Origin of the sequence: Exiguobacterium sp. s95 (assembly GCF_018618655.1) — a bacterium.
Taxonomy (GTDB): domain Bacteria; phylum Bacillota; class Bacilli; order Exiguobacteriales; family Exiguobacteriaceae; genus Exiguobacterium_A; species Exiguobacterium_A oxidotolerans.
The window spans coordinates 223,589-239,776 of the sequence record NZ_JACSMM010000002.1 but is presented as its reverse complement, the minus strand read 5'-3'; the positions used below and the strand labels follow the sequence as shown (position 1 = coordinate 239,776).

The window sequence follows — 16,188 nt, the reverse complement described above, 5'->3', positions numbered from 1 at the left end:
TAAATGTGTCATACTAAATGTCAGAGCTAAACCAACGTAGGGGAAAGGTGGGGTCAGGATGCCGATGACGGTCCTGAATATCGAAGAGCTACTCAAGAAGGAGCATGTGTTCAAACAACTATCTGTTGCTGAGCTAGTCGAACATGCAATTCGTAACGAAGAAGGGGTTCTTGCTGAAAATGGCGCTCTGTCTGTAGAAACGGGGAAATTTACAGGTCGTTCACCTAAAGACAAGTTCATTGTTCGCGATCAGTCATGCGAGTCACATATCGATTGGGGCCATGTCAATCAACCGATGGAAGCAGACAACTTCGAGCAACTTTTACAAAAAGTTCTTCGCTACATGAATGAAGCAGATCAGCTCTACTACACAGAAGCTGCTGCTGGTGCAGACACTCATTTTACCCTTCCGGTTCGGATCGTGACACAATATGCTTGGCATAATTTGTTTGCAAAACAACTATTTTTGCGTGAATATCCGACAGAAGCTGCTTTTGAGCCTTTCACGGTTATTTATGCGCCTCACTTCAAAGCAGATCCGAAAGTCGATGGAACGAATTCCGAAACGTTCATCGCCATGTCATTCGAACATCGGATTGTCTTAATCGGTGGAACAGAATATGCGGGCGAAATCAAAAAATCGATTTTCTCTGTCATGAACTACCTTTTACCTCAACGAGACGTCTTATCGATGCATTGCTCGGCTAACGTCGGTCATGAGGGTGACGTCGCCTTATTCTTCGGATTATCCGGTACTGGTAAGACCACACTGTCTGCTGACGACAGTCGTCAATTGATTGGTGACGATGAGCACGGGTGGTCCAACGACGGCGTCTTCAATATCGAAGGTGGCTGTTACGCAAAAACGGTCAACCTATCGCGCGAAAAAGAACCACAAATCTTTGATGCGATTCGGTTTGGCACTGTCCTTGAAAACGTCGTCCTCGATGATGCACGAATTCCTGACTATGATGATACGTCAAAAACGGAAAACACACGGGCCGCTTATCCGATTACAGCGATTGATAATATTGCAGTACCATCACGCGCCGGACATCCGAAAACGATTGTCTTTTTAACAGCTGATGCTTACGGCGTCCTGCCGCCAATCAGTAAGTTGACGAAGGAGCAAGCGATGTATCACTTCTTATCCGGGTATACATCGAAGTTAGCCGGGACAGAGCGTGGCGTAACAGAACCGGAAGCGACATTCTCGACATGCTTCGGTTCACCCTTCTTACCGCTCATTCCTGAAAAATATGCAACGATGCTCGGTGAGCTCATCGACCGGCACGGTGTCACGGTTTACCTCGTCAATACAGGCTGGACGGGTGGCGCATATGGGACGGGAAGTCGGATGAAGCTTGCATATACACGGACGATGGTCAATGCAGCTGTCAACGGCACACTCGCTGATATCCCGACGGAAGAGCATCCGATTTTCGGGCTACACATGCCGCTCGAAGTCCCTGGTGTCCCAAGCGACTTACTCAACCCTGTCAAAGTTTGGTCGGATGCTGATGCGTATGAACAACAAGCACGGGCTTTGGCGACTAAATTCAAACAAAATTTCACACGGTTCGACAGTGCAACTACTGAAATCAAATCAGCAGGGCCACGTGTTTAATTAAATTAAGATAATTAAAAGGCACCAGACACTGTATGTTCAGTGAGCTGGTGCCTTTTAACGTCCATCAGACGATTGAATCTTCTTCATCCGGTTGCAAATGAAGTTCTTTTTTAGTCAACCAATCTTGACTCTCTTTTAATAGTGCATAGGCACGCTGTTTTGAAATACCAAAACGATGGGTTAGTTTTTCAAACTGTTCAAATTCACCACGGTCGGCACTAATCGCGAGCAATAAACAATCACGAAACGGATGATCTTTTCCTTGTAACACGATTTTCAACGTCGACTCGATTGGTAATTGATCAATGATTTCATCAATATCGACTGACAGTAATGCATCGATATGCGAGAGTAAGCCAATCATGTAGGCACTTTCCGGACGTAACGTCTTTGTTTCAAGTGCAAATAACTCGCATAACTTGGCACAATGCAGTGAAGAACGCAACAACTCGTCTGACCACTTGTACGGACTCGCAAGTCGCATCTCTCGTAAAACGATTAACGAAATCCAACTTTTAAGTTGTGAAAACCCGAGTAGTGAAATCGCTTGACGAACGGATTCGACGGTATTTCGAAGACCAATCCCGGGAGAATTGATGAGCTGGAGGACTTGCACACTAATGTATGGATTTCCTTCGATTTCATCGACGACTTGGTCATAATACTCATCTGATTCGAGCCACTTCAACATCTTTAACAATACAGGCAATTGTGGCGGAACAGCCTTCCCTTTCATCAACATCGGTTTTGCATAAAAATAGCCTTGGAACCAGTCGTACCCCATGCTCAAACTACGAAGATGATCTTCATGCGTTTCGACACGCTCTGCCAACAAACGGATATGCGGATAGTTTCGTTTAACGATATGTAAAATCGCACTTTGTTCACGTGGGTTGATTGCTTCGATATCAATTTTTATTAAATCAATTAAATCAAACAACTCTGGACCATGATTTCGTAATAAATCCGTCACGAAATCATCCAAGGCCAATTGAAATCCAGCCTCTTTCCATTTTTTCAAAACCGACAGCATATGTGAATCGATGACGACGGTCTCAAGCACCTCGATGACAAATCGTTCCGGATCTAAGTGATCAATCAGCTCACCTTGTAATAAATCACCGGTGAAATTGATGAATAAACGTTTTCCTTCTGCCACTCGATCGACACCTAAATGGACGAGCGTATTCGTCAACACGTCCATCGTCGCTAATTCACCATCAAAAATAGCAGGCGCTTCCACTGAACGATATAATAATTCAAATGCATCGATGGCACCGGATCGATTCACGATTGGTTGTCGTGCCAGCAAGATTTCCATCCCGTTCTCCCCTTTTGTCTTCCACCCTATTGTTCACTTCATATTTTCTAGTATACCAAATATTGTTTTTTGTTTAAAAAATGCTTTTTTAAAACATATCAATGTTACTGATTTCCTAAAAAAAGTCACCCCGGCTGTTCGAGGTGACTACATCCTATGTTCCATCAGCGCAACATCCAATCGATGATTTCCTTCGTCACAGCAAATTTTTCGTGCAACGGAAATTGATGGGCCTGCTCGTAAATACGAAGCCGCGTCTGACTCGGATAGCGCGCAGCATAATTCGTTGCATGACGTAAGCGAACCTTTTGATCGTACCGTCCGTGAATCAGCAAGACTTGCCCTTGTGGAGCGGCGTAGAGCGGCGAACGGATTTGATACGCTTGTTGTTGCGTCTCTGGCAATCCACCCGTGAAACGGCGTAACATTTTTTGCATCGTTCTCTGTTCTTCATATGTCCAGACGAGATTCGTCACCCCTGCCCATGAGACCGTGCGCGCGACCGGGCGATGATGTGCCAACAACAAGGCCATCTGCCCACCACGAGAGAAGCCAAACACCGAGACGCGTTCCGCGTGACGGGTTAACCAATCATATGCCCCTGTTGCATCACGAATATCATGATGACCAAAATCTTCCTTCCCTGTGCCTCCTAAGTTCCCTCGGTAAAAAGGGGCCATGACTAAAAATCCGGCTTGAGCAAACTGCATCAGTCGCGTCGGTCGAACCATTCCGATATTACGTGTCCCGCCACGTAAATACAGCATCCCTTGCCCATTCGGACGTGTCGGTAAAACGACATAGGCACCGACCCGTTCGTGATCAGATGTTTCATAGTATATACGAAACGTCCGGAAGGGACCTTGCTTCGGCAATTCAAACCAATCGGCGTTCGGCGAGTACACGAAGTGTCTCCGGAAGGACACGGTCCTTCATCATAAAGCTGTATTTTCGATTCGCGTCAAGACGCTGCGGGAGGTCGTCCAACAAAAAGGCTCCGTCTGTCTCATCGACAGCGAGATGCGGAACGAGTGATTCGATTTCGGCGAAGTAGATATTCTTAATGATTGTATCGCCTCGTCCTTCGACACGATATTGACCAATGTAGGCGAGGCTTGCGATGCTACCGCCTGTCTCCTCCATCACTTCCCGGCGTGCCGCTTCTTCCGCTGTTTCACCCGGTTCGACTTTTCCCCCAGGAAACTCGTACCCGCGCTGCTTATGATGCGTCAATAGCCATTTCCCCTCGTACACGGCAATGACCCAGACATGGAGAGGTTTTGTCGAGAAAGGATGATCATCGAAACTCAACTCAACTTGATTTTGATAGTAATCTAAAAATCTAATCACGTACGTGCACCTCATTTCTTCTTCTACCTTCACTTTACCTGTTTCGAAAGCATTCTAAAAGTGAAAGTGCGTAGGAATCGAGGAGAATGACAAAAAAAGGCATCCCCTGTCATCCAGGAGATGCCTTTCCAACTTATTTCAAGCGTGCTTCGAGCTCTGCTTTTTCTGCTTCAAAACCAGGTTTTCCGAGAAGTGCGAACATATTTTTCTTATATGCCTCAACACCCGGTTGGTCGAATGGGTTAACTCCAAGAAGATAACCGCTCATCGCGCAAGCTTTTTCGAAGAAGTAGAACAAGAATCCGAGATGGTACGGCGTCATCTCTGGTAATTCGACTGTTAAGTTCGGAACTTGACCATCTGTATGAGCAAGTAACGTCCCTTCTGCCGCTTTATCGTTGACGAATTGGATTGATTTCCCTTCGAGGAAGTTCAAGCCGTCAAGATCTTGTGCATCTTTTTCAATCGTCAATTCATGACGCGCTTGACCGACTTTAATGACCGTCTCAAACAAATCACGACGCCCCTCTTGCACGTATTGACCCATCGAGTGTAAATCTGTCGAGAAGTCGACCGCTGCCGGGAAGATCCCTTTGAAGTCTTTTCCTTCTGATTCTCCGTACAACTGTTTCCACCATTCTGATACATAATGTAACGCTGGTTCGTAGTTAACGAGAAGCTCGATCGTTTTTCCTTTTGCATATAATGCATTTCGGACGACAGCATATTGATATGCTTCATTTTCAGCCAGGTTTTCGTTCGCAAATTTCTCTTGTGCGTCACGCGCGCCAGCCATCAATTCTTCGATTGAAATACCAGCAGCAGCGATTGGCAAAAGACCGACCGGTGTCAAGACAGAGAAACGTCCACCGACATCATCCGGAATGACGAACGTCTGGTATCCTTCTGAGTCAGCAAGTGTTTTTAACGCCCCACGTGCTTTGTCCGTCGTTGCATAAATTCGGTTTTTTGCTTCAGCCTGACCGTATTTCTCTTCCATGAACGATTTCAACAATCGGAATGAAATTGCCGGCTCCGTCGTCGTCCCTGATTTAGAGATGATGTTGACCGAGACGTCTTTTCCTTCAAGCACTTCAAATAAATCGTGCAGATACGTCGATGAAATGTTATGACCCGCATAAATGATTTGTGGCGCCTTCCGCTCGTCTTTTGATAACAGGTTGTGGAAGGAATGACCTAACATCTCGATTGCGGCACGCGCTCCGAGGTAAGATCCACCGATTCCGACGACGAGCAAGACGTCTGAATCTGATTTGATTTTTTCAGCTGATTCTTGAATGCGAGCGAACTCCGCTTTGTCATAGTTCGTCGGTAAGTCGACCCATCCGAGGAAGTCGCTGCCGGCACCTGTGCCATTATGAATCGCTCCATGTAATGTCTTAACCGTGTCTGCCATGTAATCTACTTCATGTTGCCCTACGAATTGTAATGCTTTCGAATAATCAAAACGTACCGTTGTCATTCCATCGTCCTCCTTATTCATTCGCAAACAAATGCGACCTTCCTTCTCATTAAAACGCAAGAAGGAAGGTCGTTCAAGTCTTTTGTGAAAAGATTAGCAAATGTTAGAGAAACTTATAACGCTGCCGTTACGATTTCACGAACATCTTCATTACCAAGTGATTTGAAGTTACCGAAATCACCGCGCGTCATTGCTGACTTGACGATTGAATCGACTGTATCTTCTTTGATGTCGTAGTCCGCGAGACGGTTTGGTGCACCGAGTGATGTCCAGAATGCACTGATTGCATCGATCGTCGCATGAGCTGCTTCGATTTCTGATTTACCTTCTGTGTCGACGTTAAAGACGTTTTCACCGAGTGTCACGAAACGATGTGCGTTTGACTCGTCTAACACGTGGCGCATCCAGTTCGGGAAGAGGATTGCAAGACCACCTGCGTGTGGGATGTCATGAACCGCTGAGACGGCATGCTCGATATTATGTGAAGCCCAGTCACCGCGTGCTCCCATTTGAAGTACGCCGTTAAGTGCCATCGTACCTGCGAAGAGAATCGTTCCGCGAAGTTCAATGTTTTCAAGATCGTTGACGAGTTTTGGTGCTGCTTCGATGACAGCTTTCATGACGCCTTCTGTCATCCGTTCTTGGACAGGTGCGTGTGCTGTGTGGAAGTACTGCTCAAGACAGTGACTCATCATGTCGACAATCCCGTAAATTGTTTGGTCTTTTGGAACACTGACCGTGTATTTTGGATCAAGGATTGAGAACGTCGGGAATGTAAGCGGGCTACCCCAACCGTATTTCTCTTGCGTTTTCCAGTTCGTGATGACAGAACCAGAGTTCATTTCTGAACCGGTTGCTGCAAGTGTCAAGACGGTACCGAATGGAATGACTGTTTCCGGAGTCGCTTTCCCGATGACGAGATCCCATGCTGAACCTTCATACGGAATACCTGCTGCGATCAGTTTTGTACAGTCGATGACAGAACCACCACCTAGTGCGAGCAATGCATCAACATCTGCTTCACGTGCGATCTTAATGCCGCGCTCTGCTGTTTCAATGCGTGGGTTTGGTTCAACGCCATCACATTCGACGTATTCGATTCCTGCTTCGTTCAGTTCGCGTGTAACGTCGTCATAGACGCCGTTGCGTTTAATACTTCCGCCACCAAAGACGAGCATGACTTTCTTAGCATTTAGTGTTTTAAGTTCTTCTTTGATTTGGCTGACTTGACCGTCACCAAAAATTAATTTCGTTGGATTGCGATATTGAAAGTTTTCCATTGTGTGTTGCCCCCTCGATAAGTAATGAACATCTTACATTATCCACACATTCCCCTTTCGCATCTATTTTAATGCTTATAACGCAAAAAAACGTAAAAAAAGAGAACCGACCGATGTCGATTCTCTTAAAAATTTCTTATTTTTGGAAGTTTGATTTTTCAATCCATTCTTCCAATTTGCCTTTTAACACGTTGAAGCCAGGAGCTTCTTCTTGTTTGAAAGCAGGACCTGCATCGCGGCGTCCAGCGTTTTTGCGTGGGCCTTTAGCGCGTGCTTCGCGTTTTGGAGCTTCCTGAGTTGCTTTGATCGAAAGCTTCATTTTTTTGTTAGCTTCGTCGATGTCGAGAACTTTAACAGTTACTTCATCGCCAACTTTTACGTAATCGTTGATGTCTTTTACGTAATCGTGTGAGATTTCTGAGATGTGGACGAGACCTTGTGTTTGCTCGTCAAGTGCTACGAAAGCACCGAAGTTTTGAATACCAGTTACTTTACCAGTAACGACTTGGTCTTTTTCAAAGTTTGCCATAGTTTATACACTCCCTAACTAAATTCATCAACTTATAATAACATACTTTTTACGGATGGTAAAAAATATTTTTTAAATTGTTTATTTTTTATTTTCCGAGGGAACATTTTAGTAGCAAGACTTCAAGTATTCCCCCTGATTCTGCCGGACTTTTAGAGTCCGGCCCTTTTTTTGTTTCTTCTTACTCCTCAACGCAAAAAGGACCGGTTCGGTCTGCTCGCTTTCCGCGGACAAGACATCATGCCCGCTTCAGATGCGTTGCATCTTCCAGGGTCATGATTAACTTGTTTTTCCGCAGGAGTCGAACATGACCTCACCTGTCCTAGCGTAAAGGAAAACGAATCGTGAAGCAATCAAAATTTAAAGATTCATTTACTGCTTACAAATCGTCAAATCCGTTCGCATCCGTCACTTTTGCATACGAACGTGATTTTTGTTCGAAGAAATCGGATTTCGTCGCATTCATCGAGTCATCCGAATACGCACGAATCCACGGCATGACGTCCTCGTCATGTCCTTCATAGAGATCGGAGAGACCAATGACACGAAGGCGCTTGTTCGCGAGATATTTGACGTAATCACGCATTTCACTGACATCGAGTCCGTCCAAGTCACGCAGGACATACTCACTCCACTCGATTTCGAGATCGACGGCACGCTCGAATGTGGCATACACGAACTTCGTGAATGAACCATCGGCATCGATTTCCGAGTGTTCCGTCAAGACGGCACGCAACAATTGACTGATGAAGTACGAGTGTTGCAGTTCGTCTCGCTGGATGTAACTGATCATCGTCGACGTTCCGACCATTTTTTGATGACGCGCTAAGTTATAGAAGAAGGCAAAACCAGAATAGAAGTTGATTCCTTCAAGAACGATTGATGCGACGAGTGATTTCGCAAAGTTTTCCGGTGTCCGGTCGTTTTGGAAATCTTCATATAAATCAAGAATAAAGGCATTCCGCTTCATGACCATATCGTCATCTTTTGCGATATCGAAAATCCGGTTTTGTTCCGAAAGTGGAACGAGACTCGATAAGACATAGCTGTACGACTGGTTATGGACGACTTCCTGTTGCGCGATGATCGCAAGAATTGCATGAATCGATGCATCTGACGTGAACATCGCCGACTCTAGGATGTAACGCGTTTGGACCGAATCCAAGATTGATAGCAGACCGATGATCCGTTCAAACGCATCCTGTTCCCGCTCACTCAACTGGTTCCACTGTTGCATGTCTTTTGACATCGAAATCTCATCCGGAATCCAAAAGTTCGACAAAAGCTGTTTATAGATTGAATAAAACTGCGGATAGGCGATATCGTTCCAGTTGACGATTGAACTCGTCTCCCCACCGATAATCGCTGTCGCACGATTCGGATGGCGGGCATCAAGCAGTTTGATCTTTTGTAACTGTTCCATGTTGTTCGACTCCTTCTTGCTGTAATTGCAGGATCGTTCGTTTCGTCCATTCTTTGACGGTACGCGGACGATTCCGTGGTGACTGTTCGATTTTTAACAGTTCACCGGCGAGCGGCACACCAAATTTCGCGAGATGGTAGGCCATTTCATCAACGGCGCGGCAGTACTTGACGAACATCTTATCGCCCGTACCGAAGACGGCAGCTTGCGGAATTTTGTGCGGACTTTCCTTTAAGACAAGCTTCAGGCAGTCGCGCATTTCATCCGGTAATTGACCGTCGCCCCATGTGTAAGAACCAAAATAGACGATATCATAAGGTGCTAATTGATATGTCGTCACATCATCAGCGAACATCATCGTTGGTTCGACGTGCATGTCGGAACAGGCTTTCGCAATCAGTTCCGCAACCTCCTCTGTGTTACCGCTCATTGACGCATATACGATTGCTGCCTTCATGATATCGTCTCCTCTCTTATGACGAACACGACTCACATTCATCGATTTCGACGGTTGTCGAACGTGTATAATAAATCGTCTTCATCCCGAGTTGCCATGCTTCCATGTGCATCTCGAGTAATTCAGTCGCTTTGACGTTGTTTTTGACATAGAGATTAAAACTGATCGCTTGGTCGATATGACGTTGCCGTGATGCATTTTGACGAATGCTCCACAGTTGATCAATCTCAAACGCTGATTTATAGAACCAGTTCGTATCCGGCGTCAAATCCGGAACCGTCACAGGAATCTTGTAGTTTTTCTTTTCTTCTGCGTAGACTTTTTTATAGATTGGATCAATCGATGCCGTACTACCGGCGATGATTGCTGTCGACGAGTTCGGTGCGACTGCCATCAGGTAGGCATTTCGCATACCATGCTCTGTGATATCTGCTTGGAGACGATCCCAGTTCAGCTCGGCAGTTGATTTATAGTGACGACGTTTGATGTATTCACCTGTTTGCCATTCTGATCCTTCGAATAAACGGTATGCCCCTTTTTCTTTCGCAAGTTGCATCGATGCATCAATCGTCAAGTAAGCGATTTTTTCGTAAAGACGATCCGCATACTGGACGGCTTCGACCGATTCCCAGCGAATCCCTTCGAGTGCAAGCAGATGGTGCCAACCGAACGTCCCGAGACCGACGGCACGGTATTTTTGGTTCGTGATTTGTGCTTGCGGGACGTCAATCGTATTCAAATCGATGACGTTGTCGAGCATCCGCATCTGAATCGGAATCAACCGTTCGAGGACATCCGAACGAACGGCGCGCGCGAGGGCGATCGAAGATAAATTACAGACGACGAAATCGCCCGGTGTTTTCGTAATGATGATTTTTCCATCTTCCGTGTATTCTTCCGTCACGGTCGTCGGACTCATGTTTTGCATGATTTCCGAGCAGAGGTTTGACGAATAGATCATGCCGGCATGCTTGTTCGGATTGGCACGGTTTACCGCGTCACGGAAGAACATGTACGGTGTTCCGGTCTCGAGTTGCGAACGCATGTAACGTTTGACGAGATCAATCGCCGAAACTTTCGTCCGGCTGAGACGCGGTTCGTTGACACAGGCTTCATACTTTTCAGTGAAGCTGCCCCCTTGTTCCGTCTCATCGAAATGATCTTCAAGACTAAAGCCCATCACGGTCCGGATTTCGTGTGGATCGAATAAATACCAATCGCCACGCGCTTCAACCGTACGCATGAAGTGGTCCGGTAAACTCACGCCCGTAAAGAGATCATGTGTCCGCAATCGCTCGTCCCCGTTGTTGAGTTTCGCATCGAGGAACTCGAGGATATCTTTATGCCAAATGTCGAGATAGACCGCAATTGAACCTTGACGCATACCGAGCTGATCGACACTGACTGCCGTGTTGTTCAATTGTTTCATCCAAGGAATGACACCACTCGAAACACCTTTGAATCCTTTAATGTCTGATCCGCGCGAACGAATTTTACCCATGTAGACGCCGATTCCGCCGCCGCCTTTTGAAAGTGTCGCAACGTCCGTATTCGAGTCGTAAATCCCCCGGAGTGAATCATCTACCGTATCGATGAAACAAGACGATAACTGTCCGTATGATTTCCCGGCATTCGAAAGCGTTGGCGTCGCAACCGTCATGTAGAGGTTCGACAAAGCCCAGTACGATTCTTTGACGAGCTCGACCCGGCGTTCTTTCGGTTCTGTCTGCATCAACGTCATCGCGATAATCATGAAGCGTTCTTGTGGTAGTTCATATAATTTTTTCACGTGATCCCGGGCAAGATAACGATCCGCTAACGTCCGGAGACCAATGTATGTGAAGAGTTGGTCGCGTGAAGGATCGATTGTCGCAGCGAGTTCTTCGATTTCATCCTTCGTGTAGGCTGAAAGTAAATGTGGTGTGAAAATACCAATTTCAGTGAGCTTTTCAATCAACGTGTAAAGCGATCCATAACGTTCATCTGCTACATATCCACGATTTTCACTTGCCTCGAGATAAAGACGATTTAAGTACGTTGCCGTCGCGACGAACGTCCAGTTCGGTTCCTCTGCTTTTAACATGTCGAGCGCATGCATCGTCAACAATTCATACACTTGATCGGCCTGGAGGGTTTTCCCTTCGAGCGCCCGAATCGCGCGTTCTGTATAACGTTCGATGTCGAGTTCTGGATAAGACGCTGTCACTTGTCGAATCACGAGATATACATCTTCTATTGTCATTGCACCCTTATAGATGCGTGCTGTATTCAGTGGAGATGCCACTATGAACCACTCCCATTCTCTATCGTTAAACAGGTTCGCATTGCAGTAAAAAATGCGCTAAACTAAAAAAAGACGTCCTACATATAGAAAGAACTATTAAAGTGTCACTCTATATATAGACGTTTTAAGCGTTTTTAAACCTATTTATGTACAAGATATAGGTTATCACTGAATCAGCAAAAAATAACCCCTTGCATTAAAAATCAGGTCAAACAAATTTAAAAACGCAGACCACCGCCTTTTGAGATATATTGAGATAAGGAGTTGAACGCGTTTTGAGTTCAGAAGAACTTTTAAATAAATATGATCCTTTTCTCCTAGGGTCAGGAAATTATCCAACGGAAATGTCTGCTATACTAGTGCTATTAACGATTCACGATCAAGTAAGCCCACTTGCACTAGCAATTGGTGAAATATTTGAAGAATCGTTTGGGGAACAACCCGATCAGCAGGAACTAACAACACTCGCAACGAATTTACTTTTGTGCGAAGATTCGTGTGAACTTTGAAAGGAGACTTATTATGCAAGTAGACTACACACCAAACCCGAACTCAGTAAAAATCACGCTCGACGGAGACCGTTTCGGCTCAAAAAGTGCGAGTGTCAAAAAAGACGATACACCAGAGGACGCATTACTCGCAGCATTGATTACGATCGATGGCATCGATAACCTCTTCGCTTACGGTGATTTTGTCACAGTAACGAAAGAACCAGCCGCTGAATGGAATGAATTACTTCCAGTTATCGAAGAACAGATGTAAGGAATACATGAAGACACCTGGATGTTGCAGGTGTCTTTGTTGAAGGAGCCGATTCTCATGCCAATGGTATCTGTCATCATCCCGACGTACAATCGCCCACGTGAGTTATCTGAGGCGCTCGAAGCATTGACCCGTCAATACTATCAAGATTTCGAAGTGATTCTTTTGAACAACAACGGCGACTCGATTATTCCCGTCGTACGTGCTTTTGAAGACCGCTTAACACTTATCCATGTCGACTTACCTGAAAATCATCACGTCCGGGCTCGCAACCACGGCGTGACAATCGCGAACGGTCAATTCATCTTGCTCCATGATGATGATGATTTATTGTTGCCTTCTCATATCGAGGAATCGCTCGGCGATTTAGAAGCCGGGGCAGACTTGACGTATGCAGATGCCGAACTCTTTACGTATCGCTGGGAGAATGGACGCCGGACCGTCATCGATACGGAGCCATTCGCCTATCCATATGACCGTGACACGATGAAGCAAGACTCGACGTTCATCCCATCCGGATCAATGTATCGCAAATCACTTCACCAAACACTTGGTACGTTTGATGAAGACGTCTTCAACTACTGGGACTGGGACTGGATTCTCCGTGTCGGGAAGGACCACCTCGTGCTTCATCCAGCACGCGCGACGGTCCTCTATGCCTTTAATCCGTCCGGTAATCATCAATCCGCTCAGCAAGATGCGGCACGAAAAGTCTACTTCGACCGTCTCGTCGCTAAACACGAGTTGCCAACGACCGAAATGAAAAATTTTCATATTGTTCAGTCTGAACGCCGTGCCCGGTTACGTGAGACACGCCGGACGTTTGACGGACAATTGACAGAAAGCGAGTGAATCCCGTGTATACAGAAAAACAATTAGAACTCTTAGAGTTACTATCACAAAGTGGTCCTGTCGATTCGACACTCGCTGCTCAAATGCTCGACCTGCCAGTCGACGAAGTCATCGACTCGATTGCCCGTTTTAAACAAGATGGTGTCTTGTTAGGTTATACGGCAGTCATCGATTGGCAAAAAATCAATTCCCACCATGGCGTCACGGCATTCATCGATGTCAAAGTTACACCGAAACGGGGCCGCGGCTTTGATGAAGTCGCAGAACGGATTCATCGTTTCCCGGAAGTCACGTCGCTCTACTTGATGTCAGGTGCTTACGACTTACAAGTCGTCCTTGACGGAAAGTCGCTTCAGGAAGTCTCGCAATTCGTCTCGGAAAAACTATCGACACTCGATTCCGTCATTTCGACGACGACCCATTTCCGTTTGAAGACATACAAACACGATGGTGTCCTCTTCAGTCAGGATGACGGCGATAAACGATTGAAGGTGTCTCCATGAAGTCACTTTCTGAACGCGTCGAACAATTAGCACCGTCCGGCATCCGTCGCTTCTTCGACTTAGCCGGTTCAATGGAAGATGTCATCTCGCTCGGCGTCGGCGAACCCGACTTCGTCACCCCGTGGAACGTCCGGGAAGCAAGCTTCGCAGCACTCGAGCAAGGGTATACGGCATATAGCGCCAATGCCGGTTTAGTCGAGTTACGGCAAGAAATCCGAAACTATATGCACGAAAAATTTGCAATCGAGTATCAAGTCGAAGACGAAATCATCGTCACGACCGGTGCATCCGAAGGACTTGACTTAGCTTTTCGGACGCTGATTAATCCTGGTGACGAGGTCATCGTCGTCGAACCGGCATTTGTCTCGTATGCGCCTTTAATTGAGCTCGCAGGCGGAATTCCTGTTGCTGCTGCCTGTCGCCCGGAAGACGGCTTCGCCATTCTTCCTGAGACGATTGAAGCCAAGATCACGGCACGGACGAAGGCCATCATTTTTTGTTTTCCGTCCAACCCGACCGGTTCTGTCATGACGTGCGATCAACTCGCAGATCTCGCCCTCCTCGCAAACAAACATGATTTATATGTCATCAGTGACGAAATCTATGCAGAGTTGTCGTATGAGGAAGAGGCGACGTGCTTCGCAACGTTACCTGGAATGCGGGAGCGCACGATTGTCATCAATGGTTTCTCAAAAGCCTTTGCGATGACAGGTTGGCGTCTCGGTTTTACCTGTGCGCCAAAAGAAATCACGGCGTGTATGCTGAAAGTCCATCAGTACGGCATGATGTGTGCACCGACGCTCGTCCAATTCGCTGGGATCGAAGCACTCCGTTCACGCCACAAGACGGTTCCTGACATGGTCCGTAGTTATCGCCAACGTCGTAACTACTTCGTCAAAGCTTTGAATGAAGCCGGTCTCCCGACTCATTCACCCGGGGGCGCCTTCTATGCCTTTCCATACATCGGAGATACGGGTTTGACGAGTGAAGCCTTTGCAGAACAACTGTTACTAGCAGAACGTGTTGCCGTCGTTCCTGGTTCCGTCTTCGGGGCGAGTGGTGAAGGTTATGTTCGCGCAAGCTATGCCAGTTCAATCGAACAACTGCAAGAAGCCATCCATCGTATTTCTCGCTTCATGCAACAACTTGAACAACGAACGGCAGTTGCTGATCGTCTGACATGATTTTCCCGACCGTTTTCTTTCAACACACAAAAAGCGAACCACCTTACGAGGCGGTTCGCTTTTTAGCGTCATTTTCTAATTACGCATCAATATAAAGCAACAAAAACATCCGGTGTTCGTCCTCTGAGTGAAACGGTGACACCGGCCCTAACTGTGAAGCATATACATCGATTCGGTACGGGGCTTCTTTAAAGGACAAAGGGGTTTGTTCTTTGATGATCCGTCCGATTTCTTCTGCTTGTTCTTTGACAGCGACCAATTGATCACTTCGCTCAATCGGTGCTTCCAGAACAAATGCCTCGATTCCCTCATTACGAGCACACCGTAAAAAGCGTCGCAACGACGGTAGTGCCTGTTGGATGTTCTCTTCTAAGGAACGTTCCGCTTCATACACCGGCGCACCCCAGAGTCGCTCCTCACTGCCGGTCGCACTCCGGTAATGATCAATCGTCGCCTCCGTAATGGGGTCTCGTGTCAGTGCGAAACGCTTACTGTCACGCACGAGGTTCTTTTCATTCGTCCGATCGATTTCTTTTAACAAATCAAGACCTAATGGACGGGCAAACCGGAACAACTCGCGCTGCAGACGGGCGAGTGACGTACCGACCGTAAGCGTTGCATCTGTCTTTTTCGGTGGCTTGTCTCCTTCGTAGCCGTTCATGACCCGGGCGACCTGACCTGCTTCATGAACGAGTCGGTAAAACGAGGCGTCCGCTTCGTCCTGTTCTGTTTTCAACTGCTGATGCTCCGAGGCTAAATCGGTCACGTATTGGTTTGACAGACATGTTGAAATCATTAACACGTCGACGAGCTCGGCACACAGTAACGTCGTGTCCTCTTTTTCTAACGCTTCTCCCACTTCCCCGACTTCTTCAATCAAGCGCGCGAGGCCAGAGAGCGGACGAAAATAACCACCTAACGCTCGAATCGTCTCATCGACTTTTTGTTGAAGTAGAATCATCTCCTGCATCCGTCTCGACCTCCGTCATTTCTTTAATCAACTGCCGCTGCGTTTGTCGTTGATACTGCTCAGTAAATTTTCGGTTTTTACGCCATTCACGGACGGCTACACCACTTGCGATCGCCAAGGAAACCATTAGTCCCACTTCTTTTCGTTTCATCGAAATTCC

General features: G+C 46.7%; 17 protein-coding genes. 6 read left to right on the top strand and 11 right to left on the bottom strand.

What is annotated here, in order from left to right; all coding sequences use genetic code 11:
• Positions 1 to 58 precede the first annotated feature (58 nt).
• The gene (gene pckA, locus KNP99_RS05895) at positions 59 to 1,627 is read left to right on the top strand and encodes a phosphoenolpyruvate carboxykinase (ATP) (RefSeq protein ID WP_214768776.1); all 1,569 of its coding nucleotides are present in this window, start codon (positions 59 to 61) and stop codon (positions 1,625 to 1,627) included.
• Between the two features lie 67 nt (positions 1,628 to 1,694).
• Here the strand turns inward: pckA and KNP99_RS05890 are convergent, their stop codons facing one another.
• The 9 genes from KNP99_RS05890 to KNP99_RS05850 all read right to left on the bottom strand — a co-directional run bounded on the left by KNP99_RS05890 (position 1,695) and on the right by KNP99_RS05850 (position 11,715).
• On the bottom strand, positions 1,695 to 2,951 hold the full coding sequence (locus tag KNP99_RS05890; protein ID WP_088837664.1) for an EAL and HDOD domain-containing protein: 1,257 nt from the start codon (positions 2,949 to 2,951) through the stop codon (positions 1,695 to 1,697).
• A gap of 164 nt (positions 2,952 to 3,115) precedes the next feature.
• Complete coding sequence (locus KNP99_RS05885; RefSeq protein ID WP_239456741.1) at positions 3,116 to 3,856, bottom strand: alpha/beta hydrolase family protein; 741 nt, start codon at positions 3,854 to 3,856, stop codon at positions 3,116 to 3,118.
• Positions 3,828 to 4,301, bottom strand: coding sequence for an RNA deprotection pyrophosphohydrolase (gene ytkD, locus KNP99_RS05880; RefSeq protein WP_029331221.1), 474 nt, complete (start codon positions 4,299 to 4,301; stop codon positions 3,828 to 3,830). The genes KNP99_RS05885 and ytkD overlap by 29 nt, the downstream gene beginning before the upstream one ends.
• A gap of 133 nt (positions 4,302 to 4,434) precedes the next feature.
• The gene (locus KNP99_RS05875) at positions 4,435 to 5,784 is read right to left on the bottom strand and encodes a glucose-6-phosphate isomerase (RefSeq protein ID WP_029331222.1); all 1,350 of its coding nucleotides are present in this window, start codon (positions 5,782 to 5,784) and stop codon (positions 4,435 to 4,437) included.
• A 113-nt stretch (positions 5,785 to 5,897) separates the two neighbouring features.
• Positions 5,898 to 7,064 carry an iron-containing alcohol dehydrogenase gene (locus KNP99_RS05870; protein ID WP_215193103.1) on the bottom strand — a complete coding sequence of 389 codons (1,167 nt, stop codon included), beginning with the start codon at positions 7,062 to 7,064 and terminating at the stop codon, positions 5,898 to 5,900.
• A gap of 136 nt (positions 7,065 to 7,200) precedes the next feature.
• Positions 7,201 to 7,593, bottom strand: coding sequence for a S1 domain-containing post-transcriptional regulator GSP13 (gene yugI / locus KNP99_RS05865; protein WP_012371159.1), 393 nt, complete (start codon positions 7,591 to 7,593; stop codon positions 7,201 to 7,203).
• Between the two features lie 379 nt (positions 7,594 to 7,972).
• Positions 7,973 to 9,016 (bottom strand): ribonucleotide-diphosphate reductase subunit beta, encoded by a 1,044-nt coding sequence (locus tag KNP99_RS05860; protein ID WP_214766931.1) that lies wholly within the window; start codon positions 9,014 to 9,016, stop codon positions 7,973 to 7,975.
• The gene (locus tag KNP99_RS05855) at positions 8,985 to 9,473 is read right to left on the bottom strand and encodes a flavodoxin domain-containing protein (protein ID WP_088837666.1); all 489 of its coding nucleotides are present in this window, start codon (positions 9,471 to 9,473) and stop codon (positions 8,985 to 8,987) included. The genes KNP99_RS05860 and KNP99_RS05855 overlap by 32 nt, the downstream gene beginning before the upstream one ends.
• Before the next feature lie 16 nt (positions 9,474 to 9,489).
• Positions 9,490 to 11,715: a ribonucleoside-diphosphate reductase subunit alpha gene (locus tag KNP99_RS05850; RefSeq protein ID WP_251132187.1), complete on the bottom strand. Its 2,226-nt coding sequence runs from the start codon at positions 11,713 to 11,715 to the stop codon at positions 9,490 to 9,492.
• A 317-nt stretch (positions 11,716 to 12,032) separates the two neighbouring features.
• Between KNP99_RS05850 and KNP99_RS05845 the strand changes: the two genes are divergently transcribed.
• The 5 genes from KNP99_RS05845 to KNP99_RS05825 are packed head-to-tail and all read left to right on the top strand — an operon-like array spanning position 12,033 to position 15,058.
• The gene (locus KNP99_RS05845; RefSeq protein WP_214766927.1) at positions 12,033 to 12,266 is read left to right on the top strand and encodes a DUF1871 family protein; all 234 of its coding nucleotides are present in this window, start codon (positions 12,033 to 12,035) and stop codon (positions 12,264 to 12,266) included.
• Positions 12,267 to 12,279: 13 nt separating this feature from the next.
• The gene (locus KNP99_RS05840; protein WP_215193102.1) at positions 12,280 to 12,519 is read left to right on the top strand and encodes a NifU N-terminal domain-containing protein; all 240 of its coding nucleotides are present in this window, start codon (positions 12,280 to 12,282) and stop codon (positions 12,517 to 12,519) included.
• A gap of 57 nt (positions 12,520 to 12,576) precedes the next feature.
• On the top strand, positions 12,577 to 13,371 hold the full coding sequence (locus KNP99_RS05835) for a glycosyltransferase family 2 protein (protein WP_215193101.1): 795 nt from the start codon (positions 12,577 to 12,579) through the stop codon (positions 13,369 to 13,371).
• A 5-nt stretch (positions 13,372 to 13,376) separates the two neighbouring features.
• Positions 13,377 to 13,874 carry an Lrp/AsnC family transcriptional regulator gene (locus KNP99_RS05830; protein ID WP_051667304.1) on the top strand — a complete coding sequence of 166 codons (498 nt, stop codon included), beginning with the start codon at positions 13,377 to 13,379 and terminating at the stop codon, positions 13,872 to 13,874.
• A complete protein-coding gene (locus tag KNP99_RS05825; RefSeq protein ID WP_088837670.1) occupies positions 13,871 to 15,058 on the top strand; it encodes an aminotransferase in 1,188 nt (395 codons plus the stop codon). Before KNP99_RS05830 ends, KNP99_RS05825 begins: the two co-directional genes overlap by 4 nt.
• A gap of 79 nt (positions 15,059 to 15,137) precedes the next feature.
• Here the strand turns inward: KNP99_RS05825 and KNP99_RS05820 are convergent, their stop codons facing one another.
• Together KNP99_RS05820 and KNP99_RS05815 are read right to left on the bottom strand one after the other, a co-directional pair.
• Positions 15,138 to 16,028 carry a MazG nucleotide pyrophosphohydrolase domain-containing protein gene (locus KNP99_RS05820; RefSeq protein ID WP_239456742.1) on the bottom strand — a complete coding sequence of 297 codons (891 nt, stop codon included), beginning with the start codon at positions 16,026 to 16,028 and terminating at the stop codon, positions 15,138 to 15,140.
• Positions 15,991 to 16,179 (bottom strand): hypothetical protein, encoded by a 189-nt coding sequence (locus KNP99_RS05815; RefSeq protein WP_088837671.1) that lies wholly within the window; start codon positions 16,177 to 16,179, stop codon positions 15,991 to 15,993. The genes KNP99_RS05820 and KNP99_RS05815 overlap by 38 nt, the downstream gene beginning before the upstream one ends.
• Positions 16,180 to 16,188 lie beyond the last annotated feature (9 nt).

Coding starts and splice junctions, on each gene's coding strand:
- pckA (WP_214768776.1), top strand. CDS start 59: ATGCCGATGACGGTCCTGAATATCGAAGAGCTACTCAAGAAGGAGCAT.
- KNP99_RS05890 (WP_088837664.1), bottom strand. CDS start 2,951: ATGGAAATCTTGCTGGCACGACAACCAATCGTGAATCGATCCGGTGCC.
- KNP99_RS05875 (WP_029331222.1), bottom strand. CDS start 5,784: ATGACAACGGTACGTTTTGATTATTCGAAAGCATTACAATTCGTAGGG.
- KNP99_RS05870 (WP_215193103.1), bottom strand. CDS start 7,064: ATGGAAAACTTTCAATATCGCAATCCAACGAAATTAATTTTTGGTGAC.
- yugI (WP_012371159.1), bottom strand. CDS start 7,593: ATGGCAAACTTTGAAAAAGACCAAGTCGTTACTGGTAAAGTAACTGGT.
- KNP99_RS05860 (WP_214766931.1), bottom strand. CDS start 9,016: ATGGAACAGTTACAAAAGATCAAACTGCTTGATGCCCGCCATCCGAAT.
- KNP99_RS05855 (WP_088837666.1), bottom strand. CDS start 9,473: ATGAAGGCAGCAATCGTATATGCGTCAATGAGCGGTAACACAGAGGAG.
- KNP99_RS05850 (WP_251132187.1), bottom strand. CDS start 11,715: ATGACAATAGAAGATGTATATCTCGTGATTCGACAAGTGACAGCGTCT.
- KNP99_RS05840 (WP_215193102.1), top strand. CDS start 12,280: ATGCAAGTAGACTACACACCAAACCCGAACTCAGTAAAAATCACGCTC.
- KNP99_RS05835 (WP_215193101.1), top strand. CDS start 12,577: ATGCCAATGGTATCTGTCATCATCCCGACGTACAATCGCCCACGTGAG.
- KNP99_RS05825 (WP_088837670.1), top strand. CDS start 13,871: ATGAAGTCACTTTCTGAACGCGTCGAACAATTAGCACCGTCCGGCATC.
- KNP99_RS05820 (WP_239456742.1), bottom strand. CDS start 16,028: ATGCAGGAGATGATTCTACTTCAACAAAAAGTCGATGAGACGATTCGA.
- KNP99_RS05815 (WP_088837671.1), bottom strand. CDS start 16,179: ATGAAACGAAAAGAAGTGGGACTAATGGTTTCCTTGGCGATCGCAAGT.